At 54.6% G+C, this 21,281-nt stretch carries 18 protein-coding genes; 14 read left to right on the top strand and 4 right to left on the bottom strand.

What is annotated here, in order from left to right:
* Positions 1 to 58: 58 nt before the first annotated feature.
* The 4 genes from SO_RS04795 to SO_RS04780 all read right to left on the bottom strand — a co-directional run bounded on the left by SO_RS04795 (position 59) and on the right by SO_RS04780 (position 2,580).
* Positions 59 to 481 carry a lipoprotein gene (locus tag SO_RS04795; RefSeq protein WP_011071289.1) on the bottom strand — a complete coding sequence of 141 codons (423 nt, stop codon included), beginning with the start codon at positions 479 to 481 and terminating at the stop codon, positions 59 to 61.
* Between the two features lie 35 nt (positions 482 to 516).
* Positions 517 to 729, bottom strand: a complete 213-nt coding sequence (locus SO_RS04790) for a hypothetical protein (RefSeq protein ID WP_011071288.1) — start codon at positions 727 to 729, stop codon at positions 517 to 519.
* Positions 730 to 898: 169 nt separating this feature from the next.
* Positions 899 to 1,243 (bottom strand): hypothetical protein, encoded by a 345-nt coding sequence (locus SO_RS04785; RefSeq protein ID WP_011071287.1) that lies wholly within the window; start codon positions 1,241 to 1,243, stop codon positions 899 to 901.
* A 134-nt stretch (positions 1,244 to 1,377) separates the two neighbouring features.
* Positions 1,378 to 2,580: an IS256-like element ISSod4 family transposase gene (locus tag SO_RS04780; protein WP_011070721.1), complete on the bottom strand. Its 1,203-nt coding sequence runs from the start codon at positions 2,578 to 2,580 to the stop codon at positions 1,378 to 1,380.
* A gap of 588 nt (positions 2,581 to 3,168) precedes the next feature.
* Between SO_RS04780 and SO_RS04775 the strand changes: the two genes are divergently transcribed.
* The 14 genes from SO_RS04775 (at position 3,169) to nuoN (ending at position 21,111) form a co-directional block, all read left to right on the top strand.
* Positions 3,169 to 4,328 (top strand): IS3-like element ISSod1 family transposase gene (locus SO_RS04775; RefSeq protein ID WP_141135407.1). Its coding sequence is split into 2 segments (ribosomal slippage): positions 3,169 to 3,418 and positions 3,418 to 4,328, totalling 1,161 coding nucleotides; the frame shifts between segments, so codons are not numbered across the junction.
* 1,758 nt (positions 4,329 to 6,086) lie between these two features.
* Positions 6,087 to 6,491, top strand: a complete 405-nt coding sequence (locus SO_RS04770) for an NADH-quinone oxidoreductase subunit A (RefSeq protein ID WP_011071286.1) — start codon at positions 6,087 to 6,089, stop codon at positions 6,489 to 6,491.
* Between the two features lie 29 nt (positions 6,492 to 6,520).
* Positions 6,521 to 7,195 carry a NuoB/complex I 20 kDa subunit family protein gene (locus SO_RS04765; RefSeq protein ID WP_011071285.1) on the top strand — a complete coding sequence of 225 codons (675 nt, stop codon included), beginning with the start codon at positions 6,521 to 6,523 and terminating at the stop codon, positions 7,193 to 7,195.
* Between the two features lie 3 nt (positions 7,196 to 7,198).
* Positions 7,199 to 9,004: an NADH-quinone oxidoreductase subunit C/D gene (nuoC, locus tag SO_RS04760; protein WP_011071284.1), complete on the top strand. Its 1,806-nt coding sequence runs from the start codon at positions 7,199 to 7,201 to the stop codon at positions 9,002 to 9,004.
* An 81-nt stretch (positions 9,005 to 9,085) separates the two neighbouring features.
* Positions 9,086 to 9,628, top strand: a complete 543-nt coding sequence (gene nuoE, locus SO_RS04755) for an NADH-quinone oxidoreductase subunit NuoE (protein ID WP_011071283.1) — start codon at positions 9,086 to 9,088, stop codon at positions 9,626 to 9,628.
* Positions 9,625 to 11,010, top strand: coding sequence for an NADH-quinone oxidoreductase subunit NuoF (gene nuoF / locus SO_RS04750; RefSeq protein ID WP_011071282.1), 1,386 nt, complete (start codon positions 9,625 to 9,627; stop codon positions 11,008 to 11,010). Before nuoE ends, nuoF begins: the two co-directional genes overlap by 4 nt.
* A 41-nt stretch (positions 11,011 to 11,051) precedes the next feature.
* A complete protein-coding gene (nuoG, locus tag SO_RS04745; RefSeq protein ID WP_011071281.1) occupies positions 11,052 to 13,781 on the top strand; it encodes an NADH-quinone oxidoreductase subunit NuoG in 2,730 nt (909 codons plus the stop codon).
* Positions 13,778 to 14,746: an NADH-quinone oxidoreductase subunit NuoH gene (gene nuoH / locus SO_RS04740; RefSeq protein ID WP_011071280.1), complete on the top strand. Its 969-nt coding sequence runs from the start codon at positions 13,778 to 13,780 to the stop codon at positions 14,744 to 14,746. The genes nuoG and nuoH overlap by 4 nt, the downstream gene beginning before the upstream one ends.
* An 8-nt stretch (positions 14,747 to 14,754) precedes the next feature.
* Positions 14,755 to 15,297: an NADH-quinone oxidoreductase subunit NuoI gene (gene nuoI / locus SO_RS04735; protein WP_011071279.1), complete on the top strand. Its 543-nt coding sequence runs from the start codon at positions 14,755 to 14,757 to the stop codon at positions 15,295 to 15,297.
* Between the two features lie 10 nt (positions 15,298 to 15,307).
* Positions 15,308 to 15,859, top strand: a complete 552-nt coding sequence (gene nuoJ, locus SO_RS04730; RefSeq protein WP_011071278.1) for an NADH-quinone oxidoreductase subunit J — start codon at positions 15,308 to 15,310, stop codon at positions 15,857 to 15,859.
* Positions 15,856 to 16,164 (top strand): NADH-quinone oxidoreductase subunit NuoK, encoded by a 309-nt coding sequence (gene nuoK / locus SO_RS04725; RefSeq protein WP_011071277.1) that lies wholly within the window; start codon positions 15,856 to 15,858, stop codon positions 16,162 to 16,164. The genes nuoJ and nuoK overlap by 4 nt, the downstream gene beginning before the upstream one ends.
* Positions 16,161 to 18,008: an NADH-quinone oxidoreductase subunit L gene (gene nuoL / locus SO_RS04720; protein ID WP_011071276.1), complete on the top strand. Its 1,848-nt coding sequence runs from the start codon at positions 16,161 to 16,163 to the stop codon at positions 18,006 to 18,008. Before nuoK ends, nuoL begins: the two co-directional genes overlap by 4 nt.
* A 98-nt stretch (positions 18,009 to 18,106) precedes the next feature.
* Entirely contained in the window at positions 18,107 to 19,651 is a 1,545-nt protein-coding gene (gene nuoM / locus SO_RS04715) for an NADH-quinone oxidoreductase subunit M (protein ID WP_011071275.1), read from the top strand.
* On the top strand, positions 19,648 to 21,111 hold the full coding sequence (gene nuoN / locus SO_RS04710) for an NADH-quinone oxidoreductase subunit NuoN (protein ID WP_011071274.1): 1,464 nt from the start codon (positions 19,648 to 19,650) through the stop codon (positions 21,109 to 21,111). Before nuoM ends, nuoN begins: the two co-directional genes overlap by 4 nt.
* The last annotated feature ends 170 nt before the right edge of the window (positions 21,112 to 21,281 follow it).

The raw sequence follows: 21,281 nt of genomic DNA, 5'->3' as shown, positions 1-21,281 counted from the left end.
AAGAGTAAAGTTAACGTTTCACATTTAAAAAGCTATGCATCTCCTATCTCTTGCAAAATTAGATTTCTAACTTAGCTAACTGGCTATTAGCAATACTTTGGCTTAAATCTTTAGATTCATTTTGATAGATAGCAATAAAATATTGAATAGACAAATCAGATTTAATATCCCCTTTTGCAGTCCAATTTACTTTAGCCTTTCCGCTAAATGTATCAATAGAACAAGCTGAAGACTCGCCCTCTGCAGGCGACATAATAGTTTTCCCACCAATAGCAAGCACATGCACGGAACAAAAATAGATATTTTTATAATTTACAAAATTATCAATAACGTAATCGAATGAGAACTCAAAAATGCCATCAGAACTTTTTATGTAACTTACTTTATGAATAGTAGCAGAGCTTAATTTCACACTTGTTTTATCTACACTGGCACAGCTAGACAAAAGCAGCATTGAAACCAACAATAAATAGCGAAACATATTACTCACCCTTAAAATCCAACAGATTACACTCTTTAAATTTCTTCAGTCACATCCAACTTTGTAATACCAACATAGTAGGCAAGTGCAAAGTAATTTAATATTGGAACAAGGCCTGTAACAACGGCAATAACTGTATTTCGCCTTTTATCTTTAGCTAATAAAAAACAGACAATCGAAATACCGATACTGATGATAGCGTAAAAGAACACTGCAGGATGGACTGAACCATCTCGTAAAAAATCCATATATTACTGTTCCTTGTTTTACTTGTGACTATTGAGTAACTTAATTAGACATCGACAACAATAAAAATAGCATAATCTTGCAAGATTTTTATTACTGAAATTAACCGCCATATCAAGCGCACATACCGCAGAAGATAGTATCACTCGTAAAACGAGAAAGGAATTAAACTTAATGTGGAGTAATAAAATGTGACTGAAGTTGCTTGATTCGCTCTGGGATCAAATCCATTTTATTGTCGGTGTTTAAGTCATCACAGTTTTCAGCGACAACCCGTTCTACGCCAGTTTTATCAGTAAAATAGAGTTTTTCGCAGTCGCATCTCAGTTTGGCGATAAGCGGTATTTCCGCTTTAGCTTGGCGAACCTCGGCAACCCAACAGGAATCAGCACAACCGCAGGAATGATAAATCAGCTCCTCGCCTGAGACATGCCAATCCAGCTGATATTCGCCAGCCAGCGCATTACCCACACATGTCACAAGAGCAAAGAATAGGAATAATAGATATCGAATCATTTTTAATCATCCAAAGCTTATCTGAATTCCGTAAGGACTAAGCATTAAACCACCTTATTTAATGCTTAACCCAAGAAGAATCATAATTTTACGACCGCGCCGAGGGCGTTCAAAATTCTGTGTCAGGCTAATTTTTAAATTTCTAGCACGCTATCTAAACGTCCTTCAAAATAAATCGCTAACTGAGATAAACAAAGGCTCCAATTGTGGATTGGCATAGTCCATTTATCTGAGGCGTTTAATATGCCTGCGTAAAGTAGCTTCAACAAGCTATTTTCATTAGGAAATGCACCTTTGGTTTTGGTGAGCTTTCTAAATTGGCGATGCACAGCCTCAACCGCATTGGTCGTGTAAATCACTTTCCTGATATGTTCTGGGTACTTAAAATAATGGGACAAATTATGCCATTTGCGACGCCAAGAGTTGATTACCAACGGATAAGCATCACCCCATTTGGCCTCCAGTTCGTCCAAGGCCATCTCTGCGGCTTCTTTACTCACGGCTCGATACACAGGCTTTAAATCAGCCATAAACGCTTTCTGATTTTTTGAGGCGACATACTTCATTGAGTTGCGGATCTGGTGGATAACGCATAGCTGTGTTTCCGTATGAGGGAAGATACTGGCTATGGCCTCAGGGAAACCGGTCAAGCCGTCAACACAGGCGATAAGAATATCTTTTACACCACGATTATTAAGATCGGCCAGTACGGATAGCCAGTAATTAGCGCCTTCATTTTCGGATAAGTGAAGCCCTAAAATTTCCTTTTTTCCTTTCATATTAAGCGCTAACAATGTGTAAACGGCTTTACTGACGTAACGCCCATCCTCTTTGACTTTATAATGTATCGCATCAAGCCAAACGATAGGATAATGGCTATCTAATGGGCGCTGTTGCCACGCTTTAAGTTCGGGGATGAGTTTGTCGGTGATGGCGCTTACTGTTGCGTTAGACACATTGAGCCCATACATATCTTCAACATGTTGATTAATATCGCGATAGCTCATACCTATACTGAACATCGACAACACTTTACGTTCGATTTCATCGGTTAGTGTAGTTTGATTTTTCTTAATCAACTGAGGCTCAAAGGTGCCATTGCGGTCTCTAGGCGCGTCTAACTCAAAGTTACCGGACGGATGCTTAATGGTCTTAGGGGTTTTGCCATTTTTACGATTAGGCTGAGGATCATGCGCTAAATGCTGCTCAAGCTCAGCCTGGAGAGCCGCTTCAGTGAGTTGCTTGATCAGTGGGCCAAGAATGCTGTCTTTACCTGTGAGGCTTTTACCTGACTGCAGATCTTTAAGGGCTTGTTCGAAGTTAAAAGGTTGGGTCATGTGTCATTCCTGTTTTTGAATATTTTACTGAAATGACACAGAATTATGAACACTACCACCGCGCCATTAACAGTGGATGTCCATTTTATTCCATCAGGATCGGACTTACGCTAACGCGGTTTGAAAAGCTGATTCAAACTTCGTTTGAATTTTTAAATCAAAATCAAAGTCGTGGAATTCCATTCCACACCAGGGCAAGAAGGGGATCAACAGCAATCCCCCTCTTGCATCTCCCCTTGCCGCCCCTAGCGAAGTTACATGCATTAGTTACTGGCCTTGGTCTTATGGAAAAATTGCTATCGCTTCCGAAGGCAACGTCCCTGTACCTACGGAAGCTAGCCGGTCATCCATGACCGGACTCACGCAATTTATTCCAACGCCCCGCGGCAACTTCGCAGGGGATAGGTAAACTTCTGTAAGAGTAGAGTTAACTTTTCGCATTTAAAAAGCTATGCATGTCCGCCTTTTAATTTTTCCGGAACATCCGTTATTAACAATGGGTGTCCCATTAAATCATTCATTGTTCTGGTCTAATCCCATCGGACACTTAATTTTGAGACAGTATGGTCAATAAATTAAGAGGTCTATATGAGTCTGAAAAAATCACATAAGAGTTATCCGCAGGCATTTAAAGATGAAGCCGTCTTGATGGTGCTGGAGCAAGGTTATAGCGTTGCCGATGCGGCAAAGTCTCTTGGAGTTAGCACGAGCCTGCTTTACAACTGGAAGGAAAAACACGAAGCCCTGCAACAAGGCATCACCTTAGAAGAGTCTGAGCGTGATGAGTTGAAGCGATTGCGTAGAGAAAACAAAGAATTACGCATGGAAAAAGAAATTCTAAAAAAGGCAAGCGCCTTCTTTGCGAGAGAAATGAAGTAAGATTTCGTTTCATCAAACTGCAATCTCACCTGTTTCCCATAACACTGTTATGTCGAGTAATGAGTGTCAGTAAGTCAGGCTATTACGATTGGCATAAACGCCCTGCAAACGTGATAAGCGTTGAAACACTGAAGCTTTATCGCCTTGTTCGACAGCTATTTAAGCAAAGTCGAGGCAGCTTAGGGAATCGTGAAATGGTGAAGAAATTGCGCAAGGAAGGCTACCAGGTTGGTCGCTATCTCGTTCGTAAAATTATGCACCGCCTTCGACTCAAAGCAACCCAGCGATGTGCTTACAAGGTGACGACACAGCGAAAACACTCAGATGCAGTGGCTGATAACCTGTTAAACATGAACTTTAATCCAGTATCGGCTAATCAGGTCTGGGCGGGTGACGTGACCTATTTAAAGACGGGTGAAGGCTGGATGTACTTAGCTGTGGTGATGGATTTATATTCACGCCGGATTGTGGGATGGCGCATAGACAAACGCATGACCACAGATTTGATATCCAAGGCATTAATAAAAGCCTACAACCTGCGACAACCAGCGCGAGGGCTGGTATTTCACAGTGACCGAGGCTCGCAATATACCAGTAAACAATTCGGTAGGCTGCTATCGAGCTATGGTATCCGAGCCAGCATGGGTGATGTGGGTGCGTGTTGGGATAATGCCGTTGTTGAGCGATTCTTTGGTAGCTTGAAACACGATTGGATTTTTAAAGTTGCTCAACCAACAAGGGAGTTTATGAAGCAAGATGTGACGGCTTACATCAAATATTACAACTTGGAGCGACTTCATTCTGCTAATAACGATCTGTCACCTGTAGAGTTTGAGAATTCTCAAGTAAAAGTGTCCAGTTTGGGTTGACCAGTACAATCAAATGCAACTTTTGATTGTTTAACTTATACAGTTGTTCGCCTTTTGAATGCTCTAACGAAGTTGACGTAACTCTTTTTAGCAACCTGTAGTGTTGGACGTACTTTATTCGTAATAGTTTTAGTATACGTTCAGATAAAAATTTATTTATCATTGTAGACGGGATGAAATCTATTAAGGGTCTTTTCCACCCATTCGAGTCACTACCAAAAATAATCTCTTCGGACTCATAATTATATGATGATGTGTGAGCTAACATTTCTAAAAGTTGCTCGCCTAAATAAATTTCAATTAAAAGAAGCTTAAGCCATGTACAAAAACTAATTGCCTTTCTCTTTCCAAGAAATACTACTTTAAAGACACTATCCCTCAACCTAGACTCCTTGATGCATAACAGTGCATTACCCGGACTTCTAACGAAATTCAGGCCTTAAATGGCTTAACCTTCGAGCGATCATAATAAATAATCGTTATATTACAGTAGCTTATAATATTATATGATGAGTTTTCAACATTTTTTCATGCAGAAAAATCGAGACCTTACATACCGAGAAGCGTTTTAGAAAAGAGCCGACAAACACATTTTGATGCCTTAACAATCGTCCAACAACTACGGAGCCTAAAGAGTACACCATCCCCTCGGAGTTGCCGCAGGGCGAATAGGCAAATTGCGTGAGTCTCGCCATGGATGGCGAGCTAGCTTTCGCAGGTGCAGGGACGCATCCTTCGGAAGCGATAGCAAATTTGCCAATGAGCACAAGGGGCTTTCAACTCCGTTAGGGGCGTCTTGGAGCATCCAAGGAGGATAGGACGAGCAGTCCTCCTTGGTCGGGTGTGGGGTGAAACCCCACGACCTTAAACGTTTCTCGGCCGTTAGGCCGCCATAAACAGATAACCGAGATAACATTGCCAATTCGCAGCGCCAAGCAAAGCAGCACCATCGAAACGTTTCAACTTTGTCGTTCGACAAAAAGCCCCGCCATGGCTACCGCACTTGGCCAACACTCGTTAGTCAAGGGATTGCACTGCTGTAATGCTTTTATAGATTCTAGATTCTAGATTCTAGATTCTAGATTCTAGGCTCTAGCGCCTTGCGCCAAGAGACTTATCGCATATTGTTCAGGAAGTGTTTCTTGCGAAATAAAGACACATCTTCCTGATGCAAGTGAACTTAGCCGTGGTCACGATTAAGTTTCATCCTTGTTAAAAACCTAAGATAACGTGCGGATTAATCTCTGTCTACCACTTTAACATTACAAATTAGATAGTTAAGTGATGACTAACATAAATTAACTTAGATGGGTGTGGGCTTACTCAAGCCCTAAAAAATCAAGGAGCCCGTGGGGTAATGGCGAACAGTTAAGACAGATCGCTTGGCGATCTCGCTGAAAAGTCTCATTTCCACTGATGGCACCACGCTTATCGAGGCGGCTGCGTATCCCTGCCTGATGTTGACGATAAGCAACCATCGGCCCATCCCTGTATCACAAATAACAAAAAAATGCGAACTTAATCACGTGTCACCTATGAACAATTAGCACCTATAAATGACTTGTAAATCAGTGCAAAAATGTAATAATCGCCAAGATTATTGTTAATCCACTTAGTCTGTTTTGTTGTAGATTACTTCTCATTACATCAATGTGGTTGAAAATCGCACAAACGATTTAGCATTAGTGATTATGTGGTTGCCAATGTATTGCTTAACAAAAAATTTTCAAAGAGCAACCGCTTCTAGGAAAAACCATCATGTTTGCTGATATTTCTGCTCAACATTGGGCTTTCGCTATTTATGTCATCGGTGCCATCGCTATCTGTTTGACCATGATAGGGCTCGCAGCCCTCCTCGGGGGACGCGCCCAAGGTCGTACCAAGAACAAGCCGTTTGAATCTGGTGTCGACTCGGTTGGCACTGCCCGTCTGCGTTTTTCCGCCAAGTTCTATCTGGTTGCCATGTTCTTCGTCATATTCGACGTCGAAGCTCTCTATCTCTTTGCTTGGTCGGTTTCCGTGCGCGAAAGCGGCTGGGTCGGCTTTATTGAAGCCACCATTTTCATTGGACTGCTGCTTATTGGCCTTGTCTATCTCTGGCGCATCGGCGCATTGGAGTGGTCACCGCGTAAACCGCAGCTAAATAACAAAAACACTGATTGACCCACAGACCATTTCCTTAAGGTTGCACCATGAAGTACACCCTGACCCGGATTGACCCGGATGCGCCCGTTGAGCGCTACCCCCAGGAGCAGCGCCAAACCGTCGATGATCCGCTAGCACAAGAAGCAACACGCGGCATCATGATGGGCCGCCTTGAAGAGGTGCTGAAAGACACCGTCAACTGGGGCCGCAAGAACTCCCTCTGGCCTTACAACTTCGGTATCTCCTGCTGTTATGTGGAGATGTGTACCGCCTTCACCTCTCCCCACGATGTGGCCCGCTTCGGCGCCGAAGTGATCCGCGCTTCGCCCCGGCAGGCCGATTTTATGGTGATTGCCGGGACGCCCTTTATCAAGATGGCGCCGGTCATCCAACGTTTATACGAGCAACTACTCGAGCCTAAGTGGGTGATCTCCATGGGGGCCTGTGCCAACTCGGGCGGCATGTATGACATCTACTCGGTGGTGCAGGGGGTGGACAAGTTTCTGCCGGTCGACGTTTACATTCCAGGCTGCCCACCCCGTCCCGAAGCCTTTTTGCAAGCCCTGATGCTGCTGCAGGACTCCATCGGCAAGGAGCGCCGCCCGCTCTCTTGGGTGGTGGGCGATCAAGGGATTTACCGTCCCCAAATGCCAGCCGAAAAAGAGCGCAAGCGCGGCGAACGGATCAACGTGACCAACCTGCGCACGCCGGATGAGATTTAACCGATGAAACTGACTCGTGATTTTCCACACAATGACACTATGGCCCAGTGGCAACCCAGTGACCACAAGGATGCCAAGGTCGTTGGCGAACTGTTTGCCCACTTCGGGGCCGAGCACTTCACCGTGCAGACCACCCGCACCGGCGTGCCGGTGGTCTGGCTCCCCCGCGAGCTGCTGCAAGATGTAGTGGGCTTCCTGCGCAAGCTGCCCGCCCCGTTCGTGATGCTCTATGACTTAAGCGCCACCGACGAGCGGCTGCGCAGCCATCGCGACGGCCTGCCGCAAAGCGACTTCACCGTCTTCTATCACCTCATCTCCATCGACCGTAACGCCGATGTGATGTTGAAAGTAGCACTAGCTGAGAGTGACCTGCATCTGCCCACCATCACCAACCACTTCCCCAATGCCAACTGGTATGAACGGGAAGTGTGGGATCTGATGGGCATCACCTTCGATGGCCATCCCCATCTGACCCGCATCATGATGCCCAAGAGCTGGCAGGGTCACCCGCTGCGCAAGGATTACCCGGCGCGCGCCACCGAATTTGACCCTTTCATGCTCGATGCCGCCAAGCAGGACATGGAGCAGGAGAACCTGCTGTTCAAACCCGAAGAGTGGGGGCTTGCCCGCGGTAACGAGAATGAGGACTACATGTTCTTAAACCTCGGCCCCAACCACCCCTCTGCCCACGGTGCCTTCCGGCTGGTGCTGCAACTCGATGGCGAAGAGGTCCGCAACTGTGTGCCCGACATCGGCTACCACCACCGCGGCGCCGAGAAGATGGGCGAGCGCCAGTCCTGGCACAGCTACATCCCCTATACCGACCGGGTCGAGTATCTGGGCGGAGTGATGAACAACCTGCCCTACGTGCTCGCGGTCGAGAAACTCGCCGGCATTAAGGTGCCGCAGCGGGTCGACATGATCCGGGTGATGATGGCCGAGCTGTTTCGCATCCAAAGCCACCTCTTGTTCCTCGGTACCTATATTCAGGACGTGGGGGCCATGACCCCGGTGTTCTTCACCTTTACCGACCGCCAGCACATCTACACCATCATCGAGGCGATCACCGGCGCGCGTATGCACCCGGCATGGTTCCGCATCGGCGGTGTGGCCCACGACTTGCCGAAGGGATGGCAGCGACTGGTGCAGGATAACCTGCTGAGCTGGCTGCCAAAACGCTTGATGGATTATGAAAAGGCCGCGATGCGCAACAGCATCCTTCGCGGGCGCACCATCGGCGTTGCCGCCTACACCACCGAGCAAGCGCTCGCTTGGGGCACCACGGGGGCCGGATTGCGCGCCACCGGCCTTAACTTCGACGTGCGTAAATGGCGCCCCTATTCGGGCTATGAGCAGTTTGACTTTGAAGTGCCGGTCGGCAGCAATGGCGATGCCTACGACAGAGCCACAGTGCGCATCGAAGAAATTCGCCAAAGCATGCGCATCATCGAGCAGTGTATGAACAACATGCCGGAGGGACCGTTCAAGGCGGATCATCCGCTCACCACCCCGCCGCCCAAAGAGCGCACGTTGCAGCACATCGAGACCCTGATCAACCACTTCCTGCAAGTGTCATGGGGCCCGGTGATGCCTGCGGCTGAGTCGTTTCAAATGATCGAAGCGACCAAGGGGATCAACAGTTACTACCTGACCAGCGATGGCTCCACCATGAGCTACCGGACCCGGATCCGCACCCCGAGCTTTGCTCACCTGCAACAGATCCCCTCGGTGATCAAGGGCAGCATGGTGTCGGACCTCATTGTCTATCTGGGCAGTATCGATTTCGTTATGTCGGATGTGGACCGTTAAGTGATCCGCCCCCGGCAAGGGTCGGGGGCATGGATTATAAGACGTGTAGTAGTAAAAAGATAAGCCACCAAAGGTCAAGTCATGAGCCAGCAATGTCAGTGTCAAAATAAGCAGACCCCACAGGGGCAAGGGGCATGCAGCAGCAACCAGAGCGATTTTGTTCTGAGTCAAGCTGAACGCGATGCCATCGAACACGAGAAACATCACTACGAAGATCCCCGCGCCGCCAGTATTGAAGCGCTCAAAATTGTGCAGCAGGCCCGAGGCTGGGTGCCTGACGGCGCGATTTACGCCATCGCGGCTGAGCTTGGCATTCCCGCCAGCGATGTCGAAGGTGTCGCCACCTTCTATAGCCAGATTTTCCGCCAGCCGGTGGGGCGCCACATTATTCGCGTCTGCGACAGCATGGTGTGCTACATCAATGGCCACGAACAGTTGATGGCCGGTCTCAAAGAGGTGATGAACCTCGCACCTGGCCAAACCACGCCTGATGGCCGCTTTACCCTGCTACCGGTCTGCTGCCTTGGCAACTGCGACAAGGGGCCAGCCATCATGATCGATGATGACACCTATGGCGGCCTTGACCCTATCACCCTGCTAAAAACCCTGGAGGCTTACCCATGAGCCTACCACAGAGCAAAGTTCTCACCTCCTTTGGCACCGCCAACCGTACGCCACGCGCGGCCGAAACCCATCCGCTCACTTGGCGGCTACGGGACGACGGCCAGCCAGTGTGGCTAGAGGAATATCAAACCAAGCAAGGCTATGACGCCGTGCGCAAGGCGCTGGGCCAGATGAGTCCGGACGAGATTGTCAGCACAGTCAAAGATGCCGGGCTTAAGGGCCGCGGCGGCGCGGGCTTCCCCACTGGTGTTAAGTGGGGACTGATGCCCAAAGATGAGAGCATGAACATCCGTTACCTGCTCTGCAACGCCGATGAGATGGAGCCTAACACCTGGAAAGACAGGCTACTGATGGAGCAGCTACCCCATCTGTTGATCGAGGGGATGATCATCTCCGCCAAGGCTCTCAAGGCCTATCGCGGCTACATCTTCCTGCGTGGCGAGTACGTGGATGCCGCCATCAACCTGCGCCGGGCCGTAGAAGAGGCCAAGGCCGCGGGCCTGCTCGGTAAGAACATTCTCGGCTCGGGTTTTGACTTCGAGTTGTTCGTCCATACCGGCGCTGGCCGCTACATCTGCGGAGAAGAGACGGCGCTGATTAACTCCCTAGAAGGGCGCCGCGCCAACCCGCGCGCCAAGCCCCCCTTCCCCGCCGTTTCCGGCGTTTGGGGCAAACCCACCTGCGTTAACAACGTCGAGACCCTGTGCAACGTACCCGCCATTATCGGCAATGGTGTGGCTTGGTATCACACCCTGGCGCTACCGGGCTCAGAAGATCACGGCACTAAGCTGATGGGGTTTTCCGGCAAGGTCAACAACCCTGGCGTGTGGGAGCTGCCCTTTGGCATCACCGCCCGTGAGCTATTTGAAGGCTATGCCGGCGGCATGAGAAGCGGTTATCGCCTGAAAGCCTGGCAACCGGGCGGCGCAGGTACCGGCTTTTTGCTGCCCGAGCACCTCGATGCCCAGATGTACACAGCAGGCATAGGTAAGGTCGGCACCCGCATGGGCACGGGCCTTGCGATGGCGGTGGATGATTCCATCAGCATGGTGAGTTTGCTGCGCAATATGGAAGAATTTTTTGCCCGCGAATCCTGCGGCTGGTGTACGCCTTGCCGTGACGGTCTGCCTTGGAGCGTCAAGCTGCTGCGATCCCTTGAGCGCGGTGAAGGGCAAGAGGGCGATTTAGCAACGCTCGAGCAGCTTTGCAATTTCCTCGGCCCCGGCAAGACCTTCTGCGCCCACGCCCCGGGCGCCGTTGAGCCGCTTGCCAGCGCCATTAAATATTTCCGCTCCGAGTTTGAGGCCGGGATCAAGGGCAGCGGTGATAACCGCAAGTCCATTAAAGGGATCCAGCCCAATCTGCTGGGCGAGCGCTGGTAACCACAGCACCTATTTCACAACACAGGTTTCAGGGAAGTTGTATGGCAACCATTTATGTAGACGGTAAAGAGTACGAGGTAGACGGGGCGGATAACCTGCTGCAAGCCTGTCTGTCCCTTGGTCTGGACGTCCCCTATTTTTGCTGGCATCCGGCGCTCGGTAGCGTCGGCGCCTGCCGCCAATGTGCGGTTAAACAGTATCAAAATGCCGATGACAAACGCGGCCGGCTGGTCATGTCTTGCATGACCCCCTCTACCGATGGCACTTATATCTCCATCGAAGATGAAGAGGCCAAAGAGTTTCGCAAGTGCGTGGTAGAGTGGCAGATGACCAATCACCCCCACGACTGCCCAGTGTGTGAAGAAGGCGGCGCCTGCCACCTGCAGGACATGACGGTAATGACCGGCCACAACAGCCGTCGCTACCGCTTTACTAAGCGCACCCACCAAAATCAGGATCTCGGCCCCTTCATCAATCACGAGATGAACCGCTGTATCGCTTGCTATCGCTGCGTCCGTTACTACAAGGATTACGCTGGCGGCGAGGATCTCGGGGTTTACGGTGCCCACGACAACGTCTATTTTGGCCGAGTTGAGGATGGCACGCTCGAGAGCGAGTTTTCTGGCAACCTAGTGGAAGTCTGCCCCACAGGGGTTTTCACCGACAAGACCCACTCCGAGCGCTATAACCGCAAGTGGGACATGCAGTTTGCCCCCAGCATCTGCCAGCAATGCTCCGTGGGCTGTAACATCAGCCCGGGCGAGCGTTATGGCGAGCTGCGCCGCATCGAAAACCGTTTCCACGGCAGCGTCAACCACTACTTCCTCTGTGACCGCGGCCGCTTTGGTTATGGCTATGTCAATCTCCCTGACCGTCCGCGCCAGCCGCAGCTTAAAAATGGCAACGAGCAACTGGCGATCACGGTCGATGGCGCCCTTAACCGCGCAGCAGATGCCCTGCGTAATGCCAAGGGCGTGATAGGTATCGGCTCGCCGCGCGCCTCGCTGGAGAGTAACTTTGCCCTGCGCGAGCTGGTGGGCGCGAACAACTTTTATGTTGGCGTTGAGCAGGCCGAATGGCAATGCCAGCAGCAGATGCTGCACATTTTACAGCATGGCGGCGTGCCAACCCCGAGCCTGCGCGACATGGAAGAGGCCGATGCCATTTTAGTGCTCGGTGAAGATGTCACCATGAGCGCCGCCCGTATTGCCCTGTCCCTGCGCCAAGCCGTTAAGGGTAAGGCGCGCGAGCTGGCCCGTAAGATGAAGGTGGATCTGTGGCAAGTGGCCGCAGTGCAAACCTTAGGGCAAAACCAGCGCTACCCGCTGCTCATCACCAGTCTCGACACCACCCGTCTTGACGATGTGGTAGAAGACAAGCTGCACGCGCCCTATGCTGATCAGGCGCGCCTTGGCTTTGCCATCGCCAACCTGCTCGACCCGGCCGCACCGGCCGTGACCGATCTCGGCGCCGAGCAGCAAGCACAAGCGGCTCGCTGGGCCGAGCTGCTGGGCAACGCCAAAAAGCCGCTCATCATTGCAGGTTCTAGTGCCCGCAGCATGGCCTTGATTGAAGCTGCCAGCAACATTGCCCGCGCCCTAAAAGGCCGAGGCTTAGAGGCAAGCATCGCGCTGGTAGGCCAGGAGGCCAACTCCCTAGGACTTGCGATGCTCGCAAGCACCAGCCAACCCTTGGAAGCTGCCCTTGAGCGTATCGAAGCCGAAGAGGGGCTGGCGCTGGTGACGGTCGAGAACGATCTCTACCGCCGCGCCGCGCGCAACCGCGTGGATGCTGCGCTGGCACGGCTGCAGCACCTGCTGGTCATCGACCATCAGGCGACATCAACCGCGCAAAAAGCCGATTTAGTGCTGCCTGCCGCCAGCTTTGCCGAAACCGATGGCACGCTAGTCAATATGGAAGGGCGCGCCCAGCGCTTCTTCCAGGTTTATGCGCCCGCCTTCTACAACGCCGACATTCAGGTGCGTGAAGGCTGGCGCTGGCTGGCGGCGCTACAAGGCACCCTTGAGCACAAGCCGCTGCGCTGGCAAACCTTTGATGAAATAAGCCATGCGTGCGCGGCAAGCGTCCCGCTGCTCGCCACTATGCTAGAAGCCGCTCCCAACGCCGGCCTGCGTATTCGCGGCATGCGTCTGGCCCGTGAGCCGCACCGTTACAGCGGTCGCACCTCCATGCTCGCCAACCAGAACGTCAGCGAGCCACGGGTCGCGCAAGATCCCGACTCGCCCTTTAACTTCTCCATGGAAGGCTACGCTGGATCCCGCCAAGACATGCCGCAGGTGCCCTTTGCCTGGGCGCCGGGCTGGAACTCACCGTCGGCTTGGAACAAGTTCCAGGATGAAGTCGGTGGTCATCTGCGTGCGGGCGATCCCGGCCGCCGTCTGCTGGAAGCCACAGCAGATACCCTCGACTGGTTTAGCGCCATCCCCGCGCCCTTTAAGACAGCCGATGCCCTGCAGGTGGTCAACTATGCCCAGCTGTTTGGCGGCGAGGAGCTCTCGGCCAGAAGCCCGGTGATCCAAGCGCGGATGAGCGAACCTATGCTGGTACTGAACCCACATGATGCCGCGCGCTTTGCGCTGGTCGAGGGCGGCCTTGTCGCCTTCTCGTGGGGTGGCAATCACTGGCGCCTGCCCCTGCGCCTAAGCAAGAAGCTCAGTCAAGGTTTAGTGGGTCTGCCCCTTGGGGTCAGTGGCCTACCAACGGCCCTGCATCAGGCGTATCTTGCTAACCTGCAGGAGGCAATTGCATGAGCGACTCCCTAACTGAACTGTTGCTAGAAATCGGTAAGGCATTGATAGTGCTCGTTGGCATCGTGGGGGCTGGCGCCTTCATGAGCTTCATCGAGCGCCGTTTGCTGGCCCTGTGGCAAGACCGCCACGGCCCCAACCGAGTGGGTCCGTTTGGCCTGTTTCAACTGCTCGCCGATATGATCAAGATGTTCTTTAAAGAGGATTGGATCCCGCCATTTGCCGATCGCCGAATCTTTATCTTGGCCCCTATTATCGCCTTTACCGCCTTTATTCTGGCGTTTGCGGTAGTGCCCATCACCCCCACCTGGGGCGTGGCGGATCTCAACGTGGGGCTGCTGTACATCCTGGCCATCGCGGGGCTCGCGGTCTATGCGGTGCTGTTCGCCGGTTGGTCGAGCAACAACAAATACTCCCTGCTCGGCAGCTTGCGCGCCTCGGCCCAGACCCTCTCCTACGAGGTGTTTCTCGGTCTCTCCTTGATGGGGATCGTGATCCAAACCGGCAGCTTCAACCTGCGGGATATCGTCGAGGCCCAGGCAGGTCTATGGAACGTGGTGCCGCAGTTCTTGGGCTTTATCACCTTCTTGTTTGCCGGCGTTGCCGTCACCCACCGTCACCCGTTTGACCAGCCGGAAGCCGAGCAGGAGCTCGCGGACGGTTATCACATCGAGTACGCGGGCATGAAATGGGGGCTCTTCTTCGTGGGCGAGTACATCGGCATCGTGCTGATCTCTTCTCTCATCGTGACCCTCTTCTTTGGTGGCTGGCATGGCCCCTGGTTGCCGCCCTTCTTCTGGTTTGCCCTGAAGACCGCCTGTTTTATGGTGTTCTTCATTCTGCTGCGGGCATCTCTGCCTCGCCCGCGCTTTGACCAGGTGATGTCCTTTGGCTGGAAAGTCTGCTTGCCGCTGACCCTGATCAATATGTTGATCACCGCGGCGGTGGTGCTGATGAATGTGCAGTGAGACATAAGATGAAAATTTTACGCATTATCCAGGGTGTCGGCACCCAGTTACGCAGCCTGAGCATGGTGTTTTCCCATGCTTGGCACCCGCGCGAAACCCTCAACTATCCAGAAGAGGCGGTTTATGCCGCACCCCGCTACCGCGGGCGCATCGTACTGACCCGCGACCCCGACGGCGACGAGCGCTGCGTGGCCTGTAACCTCTGTGCAGTTGCCTGCCCAGTCGGCTGCATCTCGCTGCAAAAGTCCGAGCGGGACGATGGCCGCTGGTATCCGGAGTTCTTTCGCATCAACTTTTCTCGCTGCATCTTCTGCGGCCTGTGTGAAGAGGCTTGCCCCACCACCGCCATCCAGCTGACGCCGGATTTCGAGATGGGCGAGTATCGCCGCCAGGATCTGGTGTACGAGAAGGAAGATCTGCTGATCAGCGGCCCCGGCAAATACCCGGACTACAACTTCTATCGCATGAGCGGGATGGCCATCGACGGCAAGCCGAAAGGGGATGCCGAGAACGAAGCCAAACCCATCGATGTTAAGAGCCTTTTGCCCTGAGGAGTCAATCATGGAACTGGCATTTTATGCCTCGGCCCTAGTGGCCGTTTACAGCACGCTGCGGGTGATAAGCACCAGCAACCCAATGCATGCGCTGCTCAATCTCATCATCTCCCTCATCGCCGTGGCCATGATCTTTTTCTGCCTGGGCGCCGCCTTTGCGGGCGCCCTGCAGGTGATTGTCTACGCCGGCGCCATCATGGTGCTGTTCGTGTTCGTGGTGATGATGCTCAACTTAGGCTCGGACCAAGCGCAGGAAAAAAACTGGCTGACCCCCATGACTTGGGTGGGCCCTGGGCTACTGTCGCTAACGCTGCTGGGCTTTTTGGCCCACGGCATTTTGGGCGTGACTGGCGGCCAAATAGGGCTCACTGAGGTGAGCGCTAAGCAGGTCGGTATCGAGCTCTTTGGCCCCTATGTGCTGGCGGTAGAGCTTGCCTCCATCCTGCTGCTCGCGGGTATGGTGACCGCCTATCATCTGGGCCGGGAGGACAAGAGTGGTGAAGTGCTCAGCGTCCCGCGCTCAGCATCCCACTCTGGACAGGAAGGAGGTCAGCAATGACAGGGATCCCAATGGAGCACGGCCTACTGCTGGCCGCGGCGCTCTTTTGTATCGGGTTGTGCGGTCTACTGATCCGCCGCAACCTGCTCTACATCCTGATGAGTATCGAGATCATGATGAATGCCTCGGCACTGGCGTTTGTAGTGGCGGGTAGCCGCTGGGCCCAGGCCGATGGCCAGATCATGTACATCTTGGTGATTTCTCTGGCGGCAGCAGAGGCCAGTATCGGCCTCGCCCTGTTACTGCTGCTCTATCGTCGTTACCACACCCTGAACGTGGACACTGTGAGCGAGATGCGCGGATGAGCCTCTTATATCTGACTTTTCTATTTCCGCTGCTGGGATGGCTGGTGCTGGCCTTCTCCCTCGGCCGGTTTGGCGAGCGTACCTCGGCACTGATCGGGGTGGGCTCCATTGGCCTGTCGGCCCTCACCACCCTGTGGGTCGGCATGGACTTTCTGGCCAACCCGCCCGAGGGGGGCGTCTATATCCAGCACCTGTGGCAATGGATGGTGGTGGGCAACTTTACCCCGAGCTTCTCGCTGGCACTGGATGGCCTGTCGCTGACCATGCTGGGGGTAGTGACCGGGGTCGGTTTCTTCATCCACCTGTTTGCCTCCTGGTATATGCGCGGGGAAGAGGGTTACTCCCGCTTCTTCACCTACACCAACCTCTTTATCGCCAGCATGCTGTTTCTGGTGCTGGCCGATGACCTGCTGTTTGTCTACCTCGGCTGGGAAGGGGTGGGACTGTGCAGCTACCTGCTGATCGGCTTCTACTACAAGGATCGCAACAACGGCGCGGCGGCCCTCAAGGCCTTTATCGTGACCCGGGTGGGCGATGTGTTCCTCGCCATCGGCCTGTTTATCCTCTACCAGGAACTGGGCACCCTTAATATCCACGAACTGCTGGTGCGGGCGCCCACCCTGTTTGCCGAGGGCTCCCCTGCCCTGTCGCTGGCCTGCCTGATGCTGCTGGGTGGTGCGGTCGGAAAATCGGCCCAGTTGCCGCTGCAAACCTGGCTGGCGGATGCAATGGCTGGCCCGACCCCGGTCTCTGCACTGATCCACGCCGCCACTATGGTGACCGCCGGTGTCTACCTGATTGCCCGTACCCACGGCCTGTTCCTGCTGGCGCCTGAGGTGCTGCATCTGGTCGGTCTGGTTGGCGCCATCACGCTAGTGCTGGCAGGCTTTGCTGCGCTGGTTCAGACCGATATCAAGCGGATCCTCGCCTACTCCACCATGAGCCAGATTGGCTACATGTTCCTGGCACTGGGTGTCGGCGCATGGGAAGGGGCCATCTTCCACCTGATGACCCACGCCTTCTTCAAGGCGCTGCTGTTCCTCTCCGCCGGTGCCGTCATCGTCGCCTGCCACCACGAGCAGAACATCTTCAAGATGGGTGGCCTGCGCAAGAGCCTGCCGCTGGTCTATGCCTGCTTCCTGGTGGGTGGCTCGGCGCTAGCCGCGCTGCCGCTGGTCACTTCCGGTTTCTACAGTAAGGACGCCATCCTGTGGCAAGTAGAGGCCTCGGGCCAAAGCGCGCTGCTGTGGGCCGGTCTGGCGGGGGCATTCCTCACCTCGCTCTATACCTTCCGGCTGATCTTTATCGCCTTCCATGGCAAAGAGCAGACCAAAGCCCATGCGGGCCACGGTCTGGCTCACCACCTGCCGCTGCTGGTGTTGCTGGTGCTCTCCACCGGCATCGGGGCGCTGATCACCCCGCCACTGGCAGGTGTGCTGCCCGCAGGCCCGGGGGATCATATCGAAGAGGGTCGTCATGCCCTGGAAATCACCTCCGGCATCATCGCCATTGCTGGAATCGCGCTGGCCGCGTTTCTGTTCCTCGGTGAGCGCCGTCTGGCCACCTCCATTGCCAACAGCGCACCGGGCCGTCTGCTCAGCACCCTCTGGTTCAACGCCTGGGGCTTTGACTGGCTCTATGACCAGCTGTGGGTCAAACCCTATCTGCTGGCGACCCGTCTGGTCGGGCAGGATCCGCTGGACTGGATGATGGGCTTGCCCGCCTGGCTTGCCCTGCGTGGCAACCAGCTGCTGGCCTGGACGGTAACCGGCAATCTGCGCTGGTATGCAGCCTCCATTGGGATCGGCGCCGTGCTGGTGCTTGCTCTGTTACTACTGGGATAACACGATGAACCATCGGACCTTCCCAGCGCTAGGCTGTTTGCCCGCCCTGATTGCACAGGGCGAGCAATCTTATATGAACTTGAACGAGAGCTGATACCGTGACCTTACTCTGGATCTTGCTAATTCCTTTTATCGGCGGCTTGCTCTGCTGGCAGATGGAGCGTCTCGGCGGGCAGTTTGTCCGCTGGGTAGCCCTCATCTCCATGAGCGCCAGCCTGCTGCTCTCCTGCGCCATCTGGCTCGGCAGTGACTTCTCGCTTGCCACGACCGGTCTCGACAGCGCTGGCGTCACCGGTGCCGCCTCCGCCTGGGCCGCCGAGTGGCGCCTGCCGTGGATCCCCCGCTTTGGCATCTCTTTGCATCTGGCGGTGGATGGCTTGTCGCTGCTGATGGTGATCCTCACCTGCTTTATCGGGGTGCTGGCCATCCTCTGTTCGTGGAAAGAGATCGTGCAGCGCATCGGCTTCTTCCACCTCAACCTGCTGTGGATCCTGGGCGGGGTGCTCGGCGTCTTCATGGCGCTGGACCTGTTCCTCTTCTTTTTCTTCTGGGAGATGATGCTGGTCCCCATGTACTTCCTGATTGCGCTGTGGGGCCACTCGGTCACTGACGGCAAATCACGGATCAACGCCGCGACCAAGTTCTTTATCTACACCCAGGTGAGTGGCCTGATCATGCTGGTAGCCATCATCGGGCTGGTGCTGACCCACCAGCATGCCACCGGTGTCTACACCTTCAACTATCTGGACCTGCTCAACACCCCGATGAGCAACAGCGTTGAGTGGTTGCTGATGCTGGGCTTCTTCATCGCCTTCGCGGTCAAGATGCCGCTGGTGCCGCTGCACGGCTGGCTGCCGGATGCCCACAGTCAGGCACCGACCGCAGGCTCGGTGGACTTGGCCGGTATTTTGCTGAAAACCGCCGCCTACGGTCTGCTGCGCTTTGCCCTGCCGCTGTTCCCCGAAGCCTCGGCCGAATTTGCCCCCTACGCCATGGTGCTGGGCCTGATCGGTATCATCTATGGCGCCATAGTGGCGTTCGGCCAGACCGACATCAAACGGCTGGTGGCCTATACCAGCATCTCCCACATGGGCTTTGTGATGATCGCCATCTACTCGGGTAGCGAAGTGGCCCTGCAGGGCGCCGTGGTGCAGATGATCGCCCACGGTCTCTCCGCTGCCGGTCTCTTTATCCTGTGTGGTCAGCTCTACGAGCGGCTGCACACCCGCGACTTGCGCCAGATGGGCGGCCTGTGGGGACGCCTGCGCTATCTGCCTGGCGTGATGCTGTTCTTCTCGGTGGCCTCGCTCGGCATGCCGGGCACCGGCAACTTCGTCGGCGAGTTCCTGATCCTGGTCGGCAGCTTCCAGGTGGCCCCGGTTATCACGGCGGTCGCCACCTTCGGTCTGGTACTGGCCTCGGTCTACTCCCTCATCATGTTGCAGCGCGCCTGCTTTGGCCCCGCCAAGGATGATAGTGTGCTCAAGGGACTGGATCGCCGCGAGCTGACCATGATGATGGTGATTGCAGGTCTCTTGGTACTGCTTGGCCTCTATCCCCAACCCGTGATTGATACCGCCAGCAGCAGCCTCATCAACGTGCTGCACTGGTATCTGCTGCCGACTGCTGGAGCCCTGCAATGACTTTCTCCGCTTCCCAACTGCTGGCACTGCTTCCCCTGCTGCTGACCACCGGGGCCATGGCGGCCCTGATGCTGGCCATCGCCTGGCGCCGCTGTGTCACCACCGCCTTTACCGTGACCATTGTTGGCCTCAACATGGCACTGTTCTCGCTGCCCATCGTGATGGCGCAGGGGGATCAGGGGGTCACCCCGCTGCTGCAAGTGGACAGTTACGCCGTCTTCTACATGGGACTGGTTCTGATCGGCGCTCTGGCCACCTGTACCTTCGGTCAGTCCTGGCTGAAAGCCTACCCGGACAACAGGGAGGAGTTCTTCCTGCTGCTGTTGATCGCCACAGCCGGTGGTCTGGTGCTAGCTTGCTCCCGCCACCTCGCCTCCCTGTTTATCGGGATCGAGATGCTGACCCTGCCGATGTTCGGTCTGGTGGGCTACGCCTACCGCGAGCGCCACTCGCTGGAAGCCGCGGTGAAATACATGGTGCTTTCTGCCGCCGCCACCGCCTTCCTGCTGTTTGGCATGGCGCTGCTCTATGCACAGGCAGGCAGCCTGAGCTTTGCCGCCCTGGGGCAGACCCTGGCCGAGAGCCCGGCTCACCACCCACTGCTGATGGGCGGTTTGGGGTTAATGCTGGTCGGCTTTGCCTTTAAATTGTCGCTGGCCCCCTTCCACCTCTGGACCCCGGATGTCTATGAAGGTGCCCCGGCACCGGTCGCCACCTTCCTCGCCACCGTCAGCAAGGTGGCGGTCTTTGCCGTGTTGCTGCGCTTCTATCTGGCGGTCCCGGCGGCGAGCGATCCCATGATCCACTGGCTGCTGGCTGCTATGGCGGTCATCTCCATCCTCGTCGGCAACCTGCTGGCACTGGTGCAGACCAACGTCAAACGGATGCTGGGCTACTCCTCCATCTCCCACTTTGGTTATCTGCTGGCGGTGATCGTGGCGAGCCGCATCGGCCAGATGCCGGTGGAAGCGGCCGGGGTCTATCTGCTGATGTATCTCTTCACCAGTCTGGGTGCCTTTGGCGTGGTGAGCATGATGTCGAGCCCCTATCGCGGCAAGGATGCAGACTCCCTGCACAGCTATCGCGGCCTGTTCTGGAAGCGTCCTTACCTCACCGCCGTGCTGACGGTGATGATGCTCTCTCTGGCCGGTATTCCGATGACGCTCGGCTTTATCGGCAAGTTCTACCTCATCGGCGTCACCGTCGAGGCACAGCTCTGGTGGCTCTCCGGTGCCATCGTGCTCGGCAGCGCCCTGGGTCTCTACTACTACCTCAAGGTGATGGTGACCCTCTATCTGCGCGAACCGGGCATGCAGCAGCGGGATGCCAGCGCCGACTGGGCACTCTCCTCCGGTGGCGTGGTAGTACTGCTCTCTGCCGCGCTGGTGGTGTTGCTGGGACTCTATCCCCAGCCGGTCATCACTCTGGTGCAGGGTTTCCAGCACGTGGTGTTGCAGTAACGCGATGTTACAGTGCCCTTCTGCCCATCATCTTGATGGCCTTGAGGGAGCGGTGGCAATCGATTAGGATAAACTCAGTTTACGTCACCGTTGACGACGGGGTTTATCCTTCTCGATGAGTTCAAAAACTATTTGGTTCAATTCAAAACCAATCTAGTTCAACAAACACT

Origin of the sequence: Shewanella oneidensis MR-1, from assembly GCF_000146165.2 — a bacterium.
GTDB lineage: Bacteria > Pseudomonadota > Gammaproteobacteria > Enterobacterales > Shewanellaceae > Shewanella > Shewanella oneidensis.
This window is presented reverse-complemented; position numbering and strand designations above follow the sequence as displayed.